Below are 17,067 nucleotides of genomic sequence, written 5' to 3' on the forward strand. Positions count from 1 at the left end.
AAATACGGGCAAAGTCCGGGACGATGACACCGAGTCGAACAAGGCACATCTGCTTCTTCAGGTCCTTACAACTCGTCCACGGAGTGGGAGCCTGAGATTCTGGGGGCCAACGGCCCCGCGACCGCCAGCGCCGCCAGACAGCCGTCCGGTACCGGCAGATCACACACCGACCAGGCGCCCGGGATCTGCCCGGACGGATCGCGTACGACGTCGGCGTCTGTGTCGGTGTCGGTGTCGGTGAGCACCTTCAGGCCCAGGCCCTGGGCGAGGCGCGCGCCGGCGGCCTTGACCACGGCCTCCTTCCGGGTCCACAGCCGCAGGAAGCGTTCGGCGCGTTCGGTGGGTCCGGCGGCCGCAGCCACGAAACGGGCGTCGGACGCGGGGAAGAAACGCTCGGCGAACGGCTCGACCGGCAGGTCCGGCCGCAGCCGGTCCACATCGACCCCGATCTCCTGGTGCCGGGTCACCGCCACCAGAGCGAGCTCGCCGGAGTGGGAGAGGTTGAACCGCAGATCGGAGCTGCCCGCGAGCCGTGGTTTGCCATGACGCCCTCGCTGCAGGCGCAGTTCGTCGGGAGGAACATCGAGGTAGCCGGCCAGAATCAGCCGGAGCGCTCCATGCGCGACGATGAAACGCCTGCGGTCGTTCTCGAAACGACAGCGGTCGCCGCGCTCGGCCTCACCCTCCGACAGGATCCGGGACAGCCTCGCCACGGTGGCCGGCGGGCCGTCCAGCGGCACCGTCCAGACATCCACCCCGGGGGCGTCGATGCCGTCAGTCACGGCGGAGATGTCCCTGGACCAGGCCGGTGAACAGGTTGAGTTTCTGGATGTTGCCGGTCCCCTCCATGAACTCCACACCACGGGCGTCCCGGGCGAGCTTGTCCAGCAGGGGGTGTTCAAGTCGGGCGCCGGGGCCGAAGAAGGCGAGTGCTTCGAGCGTGGCCTCCTCGGCGAGGCGTGACGCGCGTGCCTTCGCCGCCGACGCCAGGGAGCCGGCCGCCGGATCGTTGTCGTCCACGGCGATCGCCGACCGCCAGATGAGCTGCCTGAGCTCCGTCAGGCGGAGGCCGAGCCGGTCGAGCCGGTGACGTTCGGCTGTGTTCAGGGTGCGCCGGTTGTCCAGGACGTACTCGTACGCGGCCCGCGCGATGCCCAGACCGAACGCGGCGACGCCGGGGCGCAGGCGGTTCAGCCCCTGCACCGCGCTCCACATGCCCCGCTGGGTGGCCCGCAGATGCCTGCCGAGGACCTGGCCGGCGGGCACGCGTACGTCGTCGAGGGTGACGGCGGTGATGCGCAGGCCGCGCAGCCCGATGGTCTCCAGGGGCTCGGCGGTGAATCCGGCGGCCGAGGTCTCGGTGAGGACCGCGGTCACCCCGAGCGGCCCCGGACGGGTGCGGGCGAAGACGATGCCCAGGTCGGCGCGGGCCGCGTTGCCGATGTAGCGCTTGGCTCCCCGGAGCACGAAGTGGTCGTCGCCGTCCGGGGTCAGGGTGGTGCTCATCGCCCCCGCGTCCGAACCGCGGTCCGGCTCGGTCAGCGCGAAGAAGGTCCACGTGGGCTTCTCCATGATCCGGCTGTAGAACCACTTCTTCTGCTGCTCGTCGCCCATGGCGTCGACCAGCACACCCGACATCACCGGCCCGGGCGCCGCGAGCAGCATGCCGGCGTCGCCGACCGCCACCTCCTCGGCGAAGACGACCCGCTCCAGGGTCCCGGTGCCGTAGAAGGGACGCCCGTCGACGACCACCGGGTCCGGATTGAACTCGGGCGGCACCGTCATCCTCGTCAGGTACGACACGATGGCCACGTCCAGATGGCGGTGGATCGCGTCCGGGTCCTGGTCGAGTTCCAGGGCGAGGGGCTTGAGCTCCTGCGCCCACGCACGGGCCTGGCGCTGGATCGCCCGTGTCCTGTCGTCCAGCTCGATCATGCGGCTCCCCCGTGCTCCCCCGCGCGGGCCGGCCCGAAGTGGACGTCGGCGATCAGTTCGGACACCCGGGCGACCTGGCCCGGCCCGTCCGCCAGGAAGCTCACGGCGCCGAGCAGCCGCAGCAGCATCCGGTCGGTCTCGGTGATCTGGGCGTTCAGGCCGGCCAGGACGCCGTCGTCGAGGTCACCGGGCGTGGCGCCGGTCAGCATGGTCTCGATCTCCAACTGCTCGATCACCGCCTCCGCGACGCCGCCCTTGACCATCTGCTGGTGGAGCAGTTTCGCGTCGCCGACGGTACGGCCGCCGAGGTGGGCGAGCACGGCGTCGAGCAGCCGCTCCGAGAGGCCGAAGCGCAGGCAGGTCAGTCCCAGCGCCCATGCCGCCCGTTCCCGCCGAGGAGTCATGGACCCGCCCGATTCGGCCCGGCTTCGCAACGCGACGACGGTGCCGCCCTCCACCGTCAAGGTCGTCACGACGTCCCCGGTGCCGGCACCGGCGACGCCTGCGGGCACCACCATGTGCCCGCCCGGACCGCGGGGCGGCCCACCGTCGCCGACGGTCTCGCACAGCAGGGTCAACGCCGGGACGAGGCCGTCCCGGCGAGCGGTCGTCCGGTACCGGATCCATGCCTCGGCGGCGGCCGTACGGCCGGTCATGTCCCCTCCTCGAGATCCAGGGTGCTCGTGCACAGGTACCGCAGCGTGCTGTCGTATTCGGCGACGACCAGACGGCGGGGCCCGGCTCCCTCGAACTCGGGGAGCACGTCGGCCAGGGCCGACCAGGGGCCGGTGCACGGAAGGCCCGGCGGCGCGGGGCGCACGTCGACGGCCGGCCCGAACCGTTCGGCGTCGAGTCCCTGGCCGGTGATGAGGGTGACGGGCCGACCGGCACCGCCGCCGTCGTTCCACATCGCCTCGAGCGTCGGGCTGACCTCGTCCGGCGCGACGCCGGCGAACTGCCGCGTCACCGGTTCGCCCGTGCGGCCCTCGGGGCCGAAGAGCAGCGCCACCGCGCAGTCCTGCCGGGGCACGTCCCGCGCACCCGTGGTGTCGTACAGGAAGGTCCGCTGATCGAGGAGGACGACCAGAGCGCGCCGGAAGGCGTCGGCGGCGGCGTACTCCGAGACCAGACGCAGGGCCGTGAACCCGGCGGCGGTCCCCTGGTCCGAGAGGTTGAAGGCCAGCGGATCGCCGGGCAGTACGTCGGCCAGATGGCAGGACGGGGAGCGGCGCGGGTCGGCGTCCGGGACCGTGTGGGCCACCAGCACCAGATCCAGGGGCTCCTGAAGCGGCGGCAGGTCCACGAGCAGTTCCCGGGTCATCTCGAGGAAGGTGTTGCGCTCGCCCCGCTCCAGGAGCTCCGGGCGGAACTCCACCGGGTACGGGCGTACGAGGTCGGCCTGCATCTGGGCCAGGCTCGGCTCCACCGGATCGGGCAGGAAGGGCCTGCCACCGGTGAAGGTCCGGACGACCGGCCGCGACAGGCGCAGCGGTGCCCGCCGGGCGGGCGCGGTTGTGCCGACCGGGCCGGGAGACGTGGTGAGGTACATCGGCGGTCAGGCCCCGGCCTGCGCGTCGGCCTGTTCGGCGGCCTGCTCCTGGACGAACGTGGCCAGCGTCCCCACGGTCTTGAAGTGGTGCTGCTCGAGAATGTCGGTGTCGAACTCCATCTCGAGCTCCTCCTCTATCGTCATCAGCAGCTCCAGCACGGTCGTGGAGTCCAGGCCGAGTTCGTCGAACAACCGGCTGTCCTCAGCGATGGTGTCGGGGTCGAGCTTCATCGACTTGGCGAGCGAGCCGGTGATCGTGGCGACGGCCCGGCCGTACAGGTCGGCGGTGTCGGGGTCCGGTGTGGTGTGCTGCATCGTTCACCTCGCGTGTGTCGTGTGGTCCTGGGGGTCAGTGGGGGACGTCGGCCGCGTCGTGCGCGGTCGGGTCGTAGAGTCGCTGCCGCTGCAGGAGGTCGTCGGGACTGTCCCGTTCCCGGACCAGATGGCACCGCCCCTCGTGGACCAGCACCTCGGCCGGGTAGCCATGGCTGAGGAACAGCCCCGGCGAGGCGGTCGGGCCGTAGGCCCCGGAACGGTGCACGCCGATCAGGTCGCCGGGACGCACCGGCGGCAGCGGGACCTTCCTGCCGATCGTGTCGCCCGGGGTGCACAGCGGCCCGGTGACGTTCCACTCCTCGGTCGGGAGTTCGCCGAGCCGGTTGAGCACCGACATCGGGAAGTTGCGCTTGACGAACGAGCCGATGCCCACGGCCGCCATGTGGTGGTGGGTGCCGCCGTCGGCGACCGCGAAGCGCTCCCCCATCGAGGTCTTGGTGTAGCGGACGCCCATGACGTAGGTGCCGGCCTCGGCGGTGAGATAGCGGCCCAGCTCCATGATCAACCTGGTGCCGGGGTGCCGGGCCGTGAAGGCCTCGATGACGGGGTTGAGTCCGTCGGTCAGCACCTGGGCGTCCAGGTCGCTCTCGCCGTCGAAATAGGACACGCCCAGGCCGCCGCCCACATCGACCATCCGCAACTCGAGGTTCAGCGCGGCCGAGAGCCGCTCGGCCAGATCGAGGATGCGGGTGGTGTTCTCGACGATGACGCTCTCATGGAGAATCCGGGTGCCCATGTACACCTGGACCCCCATCAGGTCGACGTCGGGGAACCGTTTCACCAGGTCGTTCTGGCTGAACAACTCCTCCTCGTCGATACCGAACTGGCGCGGCTTGCCGCCCATCGCCAGCCCGGAGCGCTTGACCGCGAAGCGCGGGTTGACGCGCAGTGCGACCGGCGCCTTCACGCCCCGCTCCCGGGCCAGCTCGTCCACCAGGGCCACCTCCGGAATCGACTCGCATACGACGGCGTGGATCCCGGTGTCCAGGCAGGCGGCCAGCTCCTGGCGGCTCTTGCCGGGACCGAGGAAGATCACGTTCTGCGGTGGCACGCCGGCCCGGAGTGCGGTCGTCAGTTCCACCAGTGACGAGACCTCGGCCCGCGCGCCGAACGAGTGCAGCAGGGCGCAGATCGAGATGTTCGGGTTGGCCTTGAGGGAGTAGAAGATCTCCATGGCCGGGTGCAGCCGGTCGCGCAGCCCGTGGAACCGGTCCCGCAGCACCGTCCCGTCGTAGACGAACAACGGGGTGCCGTACCGCCGGGCCAGCTCGGACACCGGCACGCCCTGGACCTGGAACTCAACCGTCATCCTCGTTCCTCTCCCCTGGTGATTGCCGCGAGAGCCGCCAGCCTGCGGCCGACCTCGTCGTCCAGTGCCGCCGTCCGGTCCGGCGAGTCGGCGACGACGACCCCGTGGAGACGCCCGGCGAAGTCCGTCTCCGGGGCCCGGTCGCCGGGCGGCGCGGCCGCGTTGACGGTGGCGTGGTTGTTGATCAGCAGCCCGGTGCCCCGGGCGGGGTCGAACAGCAGGTCCGCCAGGGCCCGGCGGAGCGACCCGAACGGCAGCGGCGCGCCGAGCCGCAGGGGATATCTGCGCACCAGCGCCGTGCTGCCTGACCCGATGAAGGCCTCCTGGATCGAGGCCTGGTAGGTGGACATGTTGTGGCGCGCGTTGATCTCGACGACCGGGTAGAGGCCGTCGTCGGGATCGACCATCGCGTCGACGCCGACGACCCCGAAGTAGCCGTCGTCGGCCAGCCGCGCGCCCAGCAGCCGGGAGACCTCCGTCAGTTCGGCCGTCTGCCGCTCGGTGAGCCGCGCCGGGATCCGGTGGCCCAGGTGGACGCCGTCCTCGGTCAGGGCCTCCTTGACGAAGTCGAAGTGCACGCGGCCGTCCCGGCCGACGGTGAACTGGTAGTTGAGGTCGGCGCGCTTGGCCACCCACTCCTCCACCACCAGGCCGGCCCGGTCGTTCCCGGCCTTCCGCGCCCGGCTGCGGATCATGCGGTGCAGCCGGTCCAGGCGGCGTTCGTCCGCGACCACCTCGATGCCCTTGCCGGAGACACCGAAGGCGTCCTTGAACACGACCCGGCGGCCGTCGGCGAGCAGCGCGCGGGCGGCCTCGACCGCCGCGTCGAGCTCGGCCAGGCTCGCGCAGGTCCAGCCGCGGGCCTGCCGGATGCCCAGCTCACCGGCCAGCCGCCGGCTGTAGATCTTGCTGTTGACCGCCTTGCAGATCGCCGCCGGCGGGGCGGCCAGCGCGATCCCGGCCCGTTCGGCCAGCCGCTCCTCCAGCTCGCTGACCCCGTGCGCGCAGACGACGCCACCGCGCGCACCGAGTCTGCCCAGTTCGCGCAGCACCGGCCGGTCCTCCAGCGCGTCCTGGGTGACGGTGCTGCCCGGGTCCTGGCGCTCCACCACGAGCATCCCCGGCAGGTCGAAGCCGAGTTCCTCCAGATGGCTCAGGTAGTCGGGGTCGGGTTCGCCCTTCAGCACGACGTGGTCGCCCTTGCCCGCGAGCAGCAGGGCGAACTCGTCCATCCGGTTGACGATGACGCTGCCGGAGCCGAACGTCAGCCTCGGCAGCCCGGGTTCGCCGCGGGCCCACTGGTCCTCGACCTCGAAGTTGCCGAGGAACACCAGCTCCGCGTCGCAGGTCCCGGTCAGGGCCGCCTTCAGGCGGCCGGTGAAGTTCCCGGTCATCTCGCCCGTGCCCCTTTCAGTGCTCGAAGAGCATCGCCGAGAAGGTCGAGCCGAGACCGACCGTGGCGAGCAGATAGCGGTCCCCCGGGCGCAGCCGGCCGAGATCGAGGGCGGTCCGGTAGTTGATGAAGGGGTCCGCGCAGAAGCAGTGACCGGTGACCGGCACGTTGTCCAGGAAGATGCGCTCCAGCGGAAGCCCGAGATGTCTGGCGAGCCGCGCCCACGACAGCCGGTTGACGTTGTGCGGGAAGACCACGGAGACGTCGTCCAGCGCCAGGCCCGCCTTCGCGACGGCCGCCAGCATGACCTCGGCCAGCGCCTCGGTGTAGATCTGCTGGTACTCGCCGGCCAGTTCGTCGTCGAGCGACAGGCACTCGTAGAAACGGCCGTGGGTGCGGGCGGCGTAGCTCAGCATCCGGTCCCGGTCGTCGCGGGTGCCGACGAGCACCGCGGCCGCGCCCTCGCTGTTGGCGGCCGTGCCCGGCACCGTCTGTGCGGCCAGGGTGAAGGTCTTCTCGCCGGTGAGGACCAAGGCCAGCGCGTCCGGATCACCGTCGCTCGCCAGCAGCTTGCCGACCAGGTCCACCGCCAGCAGCCCCGAGGCGCACGCGTGGTGGGTCACCGCGAACGCCGTGGCGTGCCCGAGCCCGAGCGCGTCACGCACCTCGTGCACGGGGTTGACCGGATGGGGGACGACCACGGGCATGGTCCGCGCCTGGACGACGTACCGCACCCGCTCCTCCCTGCCGCGCAGTCCGTCGAGCTTGCCCGCGGCGGCCAGCAGCAGATCGGTGAGCGTGCCGCCGGGCTCGCGGCAGACCTCCGCCAGGCCGTAGAAACGCCGGTACACCTTCATCTCCGCGGCGCTGAGGCCCAGTTCGTCGCTCAGCTCGCCGATGGGTATGCGTGCCGACGGCAGGTGGGCCGCCACCTCCTCCAGCGACGTCATCGGCTCTCCCCCGACGGGGACGCCTGGGCGAGCGTCTCCTCCAGGTGCCGCGCCAGGGCGTCGATCGTCGGATGGTCCCAGGCCACGGTCGGCTCCAGAGCCAGGCCGAGGTGGTCCTCGATGTCGCCGCAGAGGATCAGCGCGTAGACCGAGTCGAGACCGTACGTCGTCAGCGTGGCGGTGGTGTCGATGGCGGCGGCGTCGAGTTGCGCGTAGTGGGCGACCCGCGCGCGCAGCCAACTCCGCAGTTCAGGGCTGTCCATCCCATTCTCCTTGTCATCGATGGCGGCGGCGTCGTCACATGGCGGCGCTATCCGGGCAGGCGCCGGTTCGACAGTCCGAACCCGCGGCGGTCGCGGTGCCGGGCGAGGACCTCCGCCGACAGCCGTTCGGTGAGGTGCCGGGATCGCTGCCCGGGGTCGCGGCCCACCCGTTCGGCGATCCGGCCCAGCGCCGCGACGGCCCAGTGGGGGTCGCTGAGGAACGCGTCGTGCCGCTCCCGGTTGTGGAGCCAGACGTTCACACAGGCGGTCGCAGCGAGCACCGCGGCGTACCGCGCCGCCAGCCGCAGCGCCTCGGGCCGGGCGGTGACGCTGAGGTCCGCGGGGGTCAGCGCGGCGCATTCGCGTCGTACGTCGGCCTGCTCGGCCGCGATGACGGAGACCAGGCGGCGCAGCTCGCCGTCCAGTTGGGGGGAGCCGAGGGCCGCCGCGAGCGAGGCGCTGAGGCTGTCACGCCCGCCCGAGCCGACCGACAGCCGCTCGAAGGGCAGCGGTGGCAGGTCGGCGCCGAGGCGGAACACCCCGGCGGGCGGCTGGGTGTCGTCCAGCCACCCCTTGCGGGCCAGCCGGGGCAGCTGCGGCAGCACCGTGCTGAGGCAGGCCACGCGTGCGGTGTGGCCGAAGCCGGCCGGCGCCAGGTCGCGCAGGTGCTTCTGGAAGATCCCGTAGCCGCCGTCACGGAGGTAGAACTGAGCGCCCAGCACCCGCGACAGCGCGTCCATGGCGTCCATCAGGAGGGTGGCCACGAAGTACTTGGCGGCCGAGGCGTACAGGCTGGTCTCGCCGGGGAGCAGATGCACCGAGCGCGCGGTCACGGTGGCCAGGCAGTCGCAGATCAGCAGGTCGGTGAAGGCGTCGGCGAGGATCGAGCGGATGTACGGCATCTCGGCCAGCGACCGCCCGTACAGGACGCGCTCCTCCGCGAACCGGGCCGTGACCTCCAGGCCGGTGTCCAGGATGCCCGCGGTCATCGCCGGCAGTGCGGTGCGGGTGACCTGGAAGGAACGCAGCGCCGTCTCCACGCCGAGCCCGGGCGCCCCCAGCACGGCGTCCGCCGGGATCGGGCAGTCCCGGAACTCCAGCCCGCCGAGCTGGACCCCGCGCATCCCCGCGCTGTGGAACCGCGGCAGGTGGACCGGCGCGCCTTCGGGCAGGTCGGCCTTCTCCACGAACAGCTGCGAGTGGCTGCGGCTGCCCGGCGCGGTGGACGTGCGCGCGAAGAGCACCATGGCCTCGGCGCGCCGGGCGTTGGCGATCACTTCCTTGCGCCCGTTGAGCCGTAGCCGCCCGTCGGCGCCCGGCAGCGCCGAGAACTCGGCCCGCGCGAAGTCGTTGCCGTGTGCCAGCTCGTGGTAGCCGGAGACGGCCCGGCCACCCGCCAGCAGCACGTCGGCCATCCGGCGGCGCTGCCGTTCGTCGCCCGCGGTCCAGACGTTGACAGCGGGGATGAGGCTGCTCGCTCCGTATCCGAGGCCCAGGCAGGGGTCATGCCGGAAGACGACCCGCATGACCTCGATGAGGTGGTCGAGCCGGGTCAGCCGCCCGCCCAGTTCGGGCGGGACGAATTCGGCGTTCAACCCGTGGTCGTCCAGCAGCCGTTCGCCCGCGGCGAGCATCTCGCCCGCCTCGTCGGCCGCCAGCACCGCGGCGTGGCCGGTCGGATTGCCCGGATCCCAGGGGTCGCCGAACCGGCGTTCGAGGTCGGCGAGGGAGGCGGCCGCAGGGGCGTCGCGCGACCCGGTTCCGTCGATCACGAGGTGACCACCGAGGTCGGAGGAGCGCTGGGACGGCCTGCCGTACGAGCGTCGAAGAGCCGGTCGAACACCTCGCCGTCGGTGGGCCGTCCCGGCGGTCGCAGCGACCGCAGCACGTAGGTGAGGACGGCCTCCAGCCACAGCGGGTCCTCGCCGGGCGTGCGGTGGTGCAGCCACACCCTCAGGGCGGCCGCACCCGCGAAGCAGTCCTCGTAGCGGCGGGCCAGCGCGAAGGCCTCCGGCTGTGCGTACTGGGAGGCGGGCGGGCTCAGCGCCAGCTCGTGGTGGAGCCGTTCGCAGCTGTCGGTGAGCTCCTCGGCGAGTTCGGCCACGCGTGCGGGCGCCCGGCCGGTGGACGCCAGCGCACGCAGTTCACCGCTCGCGGTGTGCAGGCTCTGCGTGAGGCTGCACCCGCCGCGCGCCAGCAGGCTCAGCCGGTCGAGCCGGGCCGGGGGCAGTGGGGCCGACAGGTCGGCGGTACGGCGGACGGCCTCCTCGTCGGCGGTGCCCTCCTGATGGCCGCGGACCAGCACCGGAAAGTGGTTGATCAGGACGTGCTGGTTGACGAAGGTGCTCCCGTCGAAGATGCCGACCACCCGGTGGTCGCGTTCCAGCTTCTGGAACGCGCCGTGCTCGTGGACCTCGGTGAGGAACGCGCGGGCGCCCAGCAGCTCGCCGCACGCGGCGATCAGCTCGTCGGCGCGGGTCGGGACGTAGGACTTGGCCACCGCGGAGATGACGGTCATCTCCTGCGGCAGGGTGTGCACGCTGCGGGCCGCCAGCACGCTCACGATCTCGGCGGCGTGGAGCGCGGCGTACGCCTCTCCGAGCACGCGGCGTACGTGCGGCAGGTCGATCAGCCGACGGCCGTAGAGCTCGCGCCCCGCGGCGAACTCCTCGGCCAGCCGCACCGCCTGGTCGGCGGCGCCCAGCGACAGGGCCGTGCAGGCGGTCCGGGTGAGCTGCAGCGCCTTGAGCACGATCTCCAGCCCTGCGCCCTGCTCGCCGATCAGGGCGTCGGCCGGGAACGGGCAGTCCTCCAGCGCGATCCCGCTGATGTCGGCGCCCCGGATGCCGTGCGTGGGCACCTTGGGCAGGGGGCGCCAGCGGTCCGCGGGGAGGCGCCGTTTGTCGGCCAGCAGCAGGCTGAAGCCGCGCGGGCCGCCCTCCGGCCGGGTGCGTACGAGAAGGCAGAGGAGCGTGCCGCGGGTGGCGTTGTTGATGAGCCATTTCTCGCCGTGCACACGGAAGCCGCCGGGCTCGCCGGGCTCCGGCGTGGCGGTCGTCTCGCCGGCGAGCAGATCACTGCCGTGGCCGCGCTCGGTCAGTCCCCACGCCACCGGTGCCCCGGCGATGATGTCGGCGCCGAGCTCGCGCGCCTGCTCCGCACGGCCCGCCAGCCACATGCAGACGCCCCCGAGAAACGTTTTGCCGTGCCCGATCGCGACGGTCAGATCGCGGCGCGCCACCGCCCGCAGGGCCGCGACGAGCTCGTCGTAGCGGGTCAGCGCCCCACCGAACTCGGCCGGCACGTAGAGGCGCGGCAGCCCCATCCGGTCGAGCTCCCGGCAGATGTCGTCGGGGAACGACTCGCCGCGGTCCAGCTCGGCGCTGCGGGCGTAGGAGAGGAGCGCCGCGGGGTCGGCGGGATCACCGAGCGCCCGCTCGAAGCCGCGGAGGTCGGCCCGGCCGGCGTCGATCAGCGGGTCGGTGACTTTCACGAGACGCCACCGCCCGCGCCGCAGCCGTCGAAGCCGTCGAAGCCGTCGAAGCCGTCGAAGCCGTCGAAGCGGACACGGCCCCCGTCGATCAGCAGGTCGGCCACCGTCACGAGGCGTCACCCCCGGCCGCGTTGCCCAGCCGGGCGGTCACCGTCGAGGCGTCACCGCCCGCCGCCCCGCCCAGCCGGGCGCGCACGGCCGGTGACAGTTCCGCGTGCAGGATCGGGAGTTCGCCGCCGAGGAACCGCCGGCGCAGCAGCCGTCGCTGGATCTTGCCGCTGGTGGTCCGCGCCACCGTGCCGGGAGGTACGAGTACGACGTTCTGGGCGGGCACCCCGGCGTCCCGGGTGAGGCGGTCGCGGACACGCGCGGCGACGTGGGCCAGCTCGTCCGGCGTGACCCGGTCGGCCCGGCACTCGCGGACGACCACGACCTCCTCCTCGGGCACCGGGACGGAGAAGGCCGCGCCGACCCCGCGTTCCAGTGCAGGGTGGGCCTCCCGCGTCGCCGCCTCCAGGTCCTGCGGGTAGAGGTTGCGGCCGCGGACGATGATCAGCTCCTTGGTGCGGCCCGTGACGTACAGCTCGCCCTCGTGCAGGATCCCCAGATCCCCGGTGCGCAGGAAGCCGCTCTCCCCGTCGGGTGTGACGGCGTCGAAGACGCGCCGGGTCTCGGCGGGCCGCCCCCAGTAGCCCCGGGCGACGTTCGGGCCGCGCACCCAGATCTCGCCGACCCGGCCGTCCGGCAGCGTCCGGCCCGCGTCGGCGTCGATGATCCGGACGTCGAGGTGCTCGGCGGGGCCGCTGCTGACGATGCGGTGCACGGGCGCGCCGGGGGCCGGGGGCAGCAGCTCGCCGCGCTCGAACGCGGCGGTGTCCACCTCGGTGATCACGGCGCGGCGGGCAGGCCGGTCACCGGAGACGACCAGGGTCGTCTCGGCCATGCCGTAGCCGGGGAGCATCGCCTCGGGACGCAGCCCGGCGGCGGCGAACCGCCGGGTGAACGCCTCGACGGTGGCTGCCTGGACGGGCTCGGCGCCGTTCACCGCGCACCGCCAGCGCGAGAGGTCCAGCCGTGCCAGCTGCTCGTCGGTGATCCGCTGGAGGCAGAGGTCGTAGGCGAAGTTCGGCGCGGGAGAGAAGTCGATGTCGTGCCGGTCGATCAGCGTCAGCCATGTGTGCGGACGCTTGAGGAAGGCCGTCGGTGGCATCAGCACGCTGTGACCGCCCAGGACGAGGGGGGTGAGCAGCAGCCCGATCAGGCCGAAGTCGTGGTAGAGCGGCAGCCAGCCGCCCACCGGGCGGTCGGCGTTCATGCCGGCGATCGCCGCGAGGATCCCGGCGTTGGCCAGCAGGTTGGCGTGGTCGACCATGACGCCCTTGGGGTCGTCGGTGGACCCCGAGGTGTACTGGAGGAAGGCCAGCGCGTGCGGGTCGGCCGGAGGCGGCCGCCACCGGTTCGGCGGAGGCGGTTCGTCCGCGACGGAATGGGGCGCGAGCACGGTCACGCCCCCGAGGTCCTGCTCCTCGGTCCAGGACACGAGCGCTGCCCGATCCGTGCCGTCGGCCAGGGCACCGGCCGCTCCCGCGTCCCGGGCGATCGCGGCGAGCCGGTCGGCCTGCCGCCGCTGACGGCCGTCGGGCGGCGGCGCGGGCACCGGGACCATGCCCGCGTACATGCAGCCCAGGAGGGACCGTGCGAACCCCGGCCCGGAGGGATGCAGGACGAGCAGCCGGTCACCGGCGGAGAACCGATCCTGCAACAGCGCGGCGACCTGACGGGCGGACCGGTCGAGTTCCCCGTACGTCACCGTCTCGTCGGCCTCGGCGCGGAGCGGATCCGCGCTGAAGATCAGGGCGGTCCGGTCACCGTGCTGCGCCGCCCTCGCACACATGAGGTCGACGAAGCTTCCGTGCTCGTGCTCCATCGCCCCACCCTAAACGGCACTCTGGCGCCGCCGGATGAGTAATTGGCAAGACTTGTAGGTGAGTTGAGGCTTGCGCCAGTCACCTGCGGGTCCTGGCGGTGGGCGTGGGCTCCGGGCCGTCGGCGCGCAGCGGGTCGGAACCGGGCTTCGGGGGATCGGCGACCACGGTGCCCTTCTTGTGGTGGCGGGGCACGACGTCCTGAGGGAATGTCAGCTGCTGGTTCATCCACTTCAGGGCGGGTGGCATCTCCTGGACCCAGGTCGGGAAGTTGTGGCTGCCGTGCTCGGGCAGGATCGACGCGACCCGCATGGGTGCCTTCACCGCCTTGATGAAGGCCTGCGTCTGCGGATAACCACGCTCGCCGTGCTTGCTCTCGGCCACCAGGACGGAGACCTGGGGGACGGGCAGGTGCTTGAGCCTCCACATCAGATCGTGGCCGTTCATCCGCTCGGTGCGGTCCGGTCCGCTGCCGAAGAGACTGCCGGTCGTCGGATCGTCCTTGACCCGGTAGTCGGGCGACAGTGCGGCGGCCGTCGTGTACACGTGCGGATCGCGCATCGTCAGCTGGAGGGCACAGCTGCCGCCGGAGGAGTAGCCCATGACACCCCAGGCACTGGCGTCGTGGCCCACCCGGTAGGCGGACTTCAGGGCGTCGGGGAGATCCCTGGCCAGGAAGGTCTCGGTCTGCGGACCGCCCGGCACGTTCACGCACTCGGTGTCACGCGGCGGGGCGATCGTCGGCCGGATCATCACCATGACGGTCGGCTGCATCTGACCGCTCTTCTGCAGTTCACCGGCGGTCTGTGACACCCGCAGATGCTGCGCGAGGTTGAAGATGCTTCCCGGGTAACCGCTGAGCGCGACGATCACCGGGAAGCGCTGCCGCTGGTACGCCTTCTGGAAGTACTGCGGCGGCAGGTAGACGAAGGCCGGGTCGACCACTCCCGTGCGGCGGCCGATGACCTTCACGGACTCCACTCGCCCGTTCACCGCGGCGGGGCCGGTGGGCAGTCCGCTGACCCGGCTCAGCTGCTCGTCGCCGGCGGGCTGTACCAGCGCCCCCTTCACGGCGACGCCGCTCACCGTGCCAATGCCGCCATCCCCCGCCTGTGTCACCCCGACGGGGGCCGTCTCGACACGGCCGAAGAGTTCACCCCACGAGCCGAAGAACTGGTACGACGAGTTCAGCCAGCACGCGAACGCCGCGATGATCACCACCTGCGTCGTGCCGATGGCCAGCAGGCGTCCGAGCACCTGCCACAGTCCCTGCCGGGCGAACCGTGGCCACGACCAGACCAGCAGTCCCACACACACGGCGGCGAGTGCCGCCATCACATACACGGTCGTCTCGCTGGTCAGACCCATCCGGTTGATCCCCGATTTCCTCACCTGTGCGGTTTCCTTCACACAGAAGGAGGGGTGTGGAATCCTCCGCGTTCCCCAATTAGCGCAAAAGGGGTGGTCAAACCGCCCACTCGGCCATGCCCGGGACAGGAGTGGAGCTGCCGAGTCGGCGAACCGGGCGTGTTGAGCGGGTGAAGCTTGGGCCCGCGTTCGCGCCGCGGGGCATGGATGAAGCTCCCCGCCGCATCCGGACGAGTCGGCGGACACGACGCGCTGGAGGCGAGTGATGAACCACAAACAGGTCCAGACCGGCAACACGACCCACCGGGTCCCTGTCCTCATCGTCGGCGGTTCCCTCGTCGGCCTGTCGACCTCGCTGTTCCTGGGCCGGTTGGGCGTACGGCACACCCTGGTGGAGCGGCACGCCGGCACCTCCATCCACCCCCGCGGACGGGGCAACAACGTCCGCACGATGGAGCTGTTCCGGACGGCCGGCGTGGAAGCGGGGATCCGGGACGCCGCCGCCACGCTGGCCGGCAACCACGGGATCCTGCAGACACCCACCCTGGTCGGCGACGCGGGCGAGTGGCTCTTCAGGGAGATCGACCCGGGCGGCGGACTGGCCCGCTTCAGCCCCAGCTCATGGTGCCTGTGCAGCCAGAACGACCTGGAGCCGGTGCTCCTCGAACACGCCGGGCGGCTCGGCGGCGACCTGCGGTACGGCACCGAACTGCTGTCGTTCGAGAGCGGGCCCTCCGGCGTCACCGCGGTGGTCAAGAGCCGGGAGACCGGCGAGCACACCACCTTCCTCGCGGACTACCTCGTCGCCGCCGACGGCCCCCGCAGCCCCGTCCGCGAGCAGCTCGGCATCGGCCAGAGCGGTCCCGGCGACCTGTTCAGCAACGTCAGCATCACCTTCCGCTCCCGCCGCCTCGCCGAGGTCGTGGGCGAACGCCGTTTCATCGTCTGCTATCTGACCGACCCGGCGGCCGACGGTGCCCTGCTCCCCGTGGACAACCGGGAGAACTGGGTCTTCCACGCCCCCTGGCACCCCGAACGCGGCGAAACGCTGGAGGAGTTCACCGACGAGCGGTGTGTCGAACACATCCGTCGCGCGATCGGCGTCGCCGACCTCGACGTGGAGATCACCGGCAGGGCCCCCTGGCACGCCGCCCAGCGGGTCGCCCGGAGCTACCGGGCGGGACGCGTCTTCCTGGCCGGCGACTCGGCCCACGAGATGTCCCCCACCGGGGCGTTCGGCTCCAACACCGGCATCCAGGACGCGCACAACCTCGCCTGGAAGCTCGCCGCGGTGATCGGCGGCTGGGCCGGGGAGGCGCTGCTGGACACCTACGACGCCGAGCGCCGCCCGGTCGCGGAGGCGACCAGCGCCCGCGCCGCCGCACGGTCGGTCGAGCACAGCCATCCCGGTTTCGCCCCGTCGCCCGGCGCGGGCGGCGGCACCGGCCCGCAGCGCGGCATCCTCAACGTGGCCCTCGGCTACCGCTATCCGCAGGGCGCCGTCGTCGGCACCGACCCCGCGACGCCGGTCGTCCCGGAACGCCTCGACCTGTCCGGAGAACCCGGCAGCAGGGCGCCCCACCTGGCGGTACGGCACCGGGGTGAACGGATCTCCACCCTGGACCTCTACGAGACGTCGTTCGTCCTGCTCAGTGACGCCGATGACCCAAGTGGCTGGCACGAGGCCGCCGTCCGCCTCGCCGAAGAGACATCCGTCCCGCTGACCTCGTACCGGGTGGGCGACGGTTCCGGTGCCGAGCTGACACCCGAGGGCGACGCGGACTGGTCGGCCGCCCACGGTACGACGCGTGAGGGCGCCGTACTCGTCAGGCCCGACGGGTTCGTGGCCTGGCGATCACCCGGGCCGGTCCCGGATGCCGGGTCGGCGCTGCGCCAGGTCCTGACCACGCTGCTGGGGGCGGTCTGACTCCCGCCCGATCCAGGCGCGTTCACCCGGGTGACCGTCCCGAGTGGTGGCGGGCGCGGGGCTGACTGACGGTGGATCACGTCGGGGGAGGGCCCAATTCAGCTGACGAAGCACCAGCTGCCCGGCCGCCGACGGAAGGAACGTCTTATGCGCTCTGCTCGCATCCTCCTGACCACTGCGGCGGCCTCGGCCGTCCTTGCTCTCGGCGCTCCCGGCGCTTACGCGGCCGGCGACGACTGGGACTCGTCGGGCTCCTCCTACAGCAAGGAGAACAGGGACCCCAAGTACGACCCGGAGACCTACAAGGACAAGGAGCACGGCCAGGACTCCGGCAGCAAGCAGGACGGCGGCGGCTGGAGCGGCAGCCACGAGAAGCCCCACGGCGGGATGCACACCGGGGGCGGCGGGCTGGCCTCCCCGGCGATGACCGCGGGCGGGCTCGCCGTGCTGGCGGTCGCCGGAACCGGTCTGTACGCGACGCGCCGTAAGAAGGTCGCCGGAAGCATGGCCTGAGCCATGCCGGACGCGATAGCCGCCGTGGCCGCCACACGCGTGCGCCGTGGCGGCCCGGCCGGCCCTCCCCGTGCCCGTACGTCCGATCTGCTGCCGTCCCCTGGTG

15 protein-coding genes are annotated in these 17,067 nt (G+C 72.1%); 2 read left to right on the forward strand and 13 right to left on the reverse strand.

Annotated elements, in window-relative coordinates; genetic code table 11:
- Positions 1-65 precede the first annotated feature (65 nt).
- From M2157_RS22880 to M2157_RS22940, 13 genes are all read right to left on the reverse strand, one after another.
- Positions 66-782, reverse strand: a complete 717-nt coding sequence (locus M2157_RS22880) for a 4'-phosphopantetheinyl transferase superfamily protein (RefSeq protein WP_280866089.1) — start codon at positions 780-782, stop codon at positions 66-68.
- Positions 775-1,935 carry an acyl-CoA dehydrogenase family protein gene (locus M2157_RS22885; protein WP_280866090.1) on the reverse strand — a complete coding sequence of 387 codons (1,161 nt, stop codon included), beginning with the start codon at positions 1,933-1,935 and terminating at the stop codon, positions 775-777. The genes M2157_RS22880 and M2157_RS22885 overlap by 8 nt, the downstream gene beginning before the upstream one ends.
- Positions 1,932-2,591, reverse strand: coding sequence for a hypothetical protein (locus tag M2157_RS22890; protein ID WP_280863521.1), 660 nt, complete (start codon positions 2,589-2,591; stop codon positions 1,932-1,934). Before M2157_RS22890 ends, M2157_RS22885 begins: the two co-directional genes overlap by 4 nt.
- Positions 2,588-3,484, reverse strand: a complete 897-nt coding sequence (locus M2157_RS22895; protein ID WP_280866091.1) for a hypothetical protein — start codon at positions 3,482-3,484, stop codon at positions 2,588-2,590. The genes M2157_RS22890 and M2157_RS22895 overlap by 4 nt, the downstream gene beginning before the upstream one ends.
- A 6-nt stretch (positions 3,485-3,490) precedes the next feature.
- Positions 3,491-3,799: an acyl carrier protein gene (locus M2157_RS22900; RefSeq protein WP_280863523.1), complete on the reverse strand. Its 309-nt coding sequence runs from the start codon at positions 3,797-3,799 to the stop codon at positions 3,491-3,493.
- A gap of 34 nt (positions 3,800-3,833) precedes the next feature.
- Entirely contained in the window at positions 3,834-5,129 is a 1,296-nt protein-coding gene (locus M2157_RS22905; RefSeq protein ID WP_280863524.1) for a type III PLP-dependent enzyme, read from the reverse strand.
- Entirely contained in the window at positions 5,126-6,523 is a 1,398-nt protein-coding gene (locus tag M2157_RS22910; protein ID WP_280863525.1) for an ATP-grasp domain-containing protein, read from the reverse strand. The genes M2157_RS22905 and M2157_RS22910 overlap by 4 nt, the downstream gene beginning before the upstream one ends.
- A gap of 16 nt (positions 6,524-6,539) precedes the next feature.
- On the reverse strand, positions 6,540-7,472 hold the full coding sequence (locus M2157_RS22915) for a 3-oxoacyl-[acyl-carrier-protein] synthase III C-terminal domain-containing protein (RefSeq protein ID WP_280863526.1): 933 nt from the start codon (positions 7,470-7,472) through the stop codon (positions 6,540-6,542).
- The gene (locus M2157_RS22920) at positions 7,469-7,735 is read right to left on the reverse strand and encodes an acyl carrier protein (protein WP_280863527.1); all 267 of its coding nucleotides are present in this window, start codon (positions 7,733-7,735) and stop codon (positions 7,469-7,471) included. The genes M2157_RS22915 and M2157_RS22920 overlap by 4 nt, the downstream gene beginning before the upstream one ends.
- Before the next feature lie 47 nt (positions 7,736-7,782).
- The gene (locus M2157_RS22925) at positions 7,783-9,507 is read right to left on the reverse strand and encodes an acyl-CoA dehydrogenase (RefSeq protein WP_280863528.1); all 1,725 of its coding nucleotides are present in this window, start codon (positions 9,505-9,507) and stop codon (positions 7,783-7,785) included.
- Entirely contained in the window at positions 9,504-11,228 is a 1,725-nt protein-coding gene (locus tag M2157_RS22930; protein ID WP_280866092.1) for an acyl-CoA dehydrogenase family protein, read from the reverse strand. Before M2157_RS22930 ends, M2157_RS22925 begins: the two co-directional genes overlap by 4 nt.
- 106 nt (positions 11,229-11,334) lie before the next feature.
- A complete protein-coding gene (locus M2157_RS22935; protein WP_280866093.1) occupies positions 11,335-13,155 on the reverse strand; it encodes a fatty acyl-AMP ligase in 1,821 nt (606 codons plus the stop codon).
- Positions 13,156-13,234: 79 nt separating this feature from the next.
- Positions 13,235-14,521 (reverse strand): alpha/beta hydrolase-fold protein, encoded by a 1,287-nt coding sequence (locus tag M2157_RS22940; protein ID WP_280863858.1) that lies wholly within the window; start codon positions 14,519-14,521, stop codon positions 13,235-13,237.
- 265 nt (positions 14,522-14,786) lie between these two features.
- Here M2157_RS22940 and M2157_RS22945 point away from each other — a divergent pair, with 265 nt between their 5' ends.
- Together M2157_RS22945 and M2157_RS22950 are read left to right on the forward strand one after the other, a co-directional pair.
- Complete coding sequence (locus tag M2157_RS22945) at positions 14,787-16,448, forward strand: FAD-dependent monooxygenase (protein ID WP_280866094.1); 1,662 nt, start codon at positions 14,787-14,789, stop codon at positions 16,446-16,448.
- 147 nt (positions 16,449-16,595) lie between these two features.
- On the forward strand, positions 16,596-16,961 hold the full coding sequence (locus tag M2157_RS22950; RefSeq protein WP_280866095.1) for a hypothetical protein: 366 nt from the start codon (positions 16,596-16,598) through the stop codon (positions 16,959-16,961).
- Positions 16,962-17,067 lie beyond the last annotated feature (106 nt).

The sequence above is a fragment of the Streptomyces sp. SAI-127 genome (assembly GCF_029894425.1).
Lineage (GTDB): Bacteria > Actinomycetota > Actinomycetes > Streptomycetales > Streptomycetaceae > Streptomyces.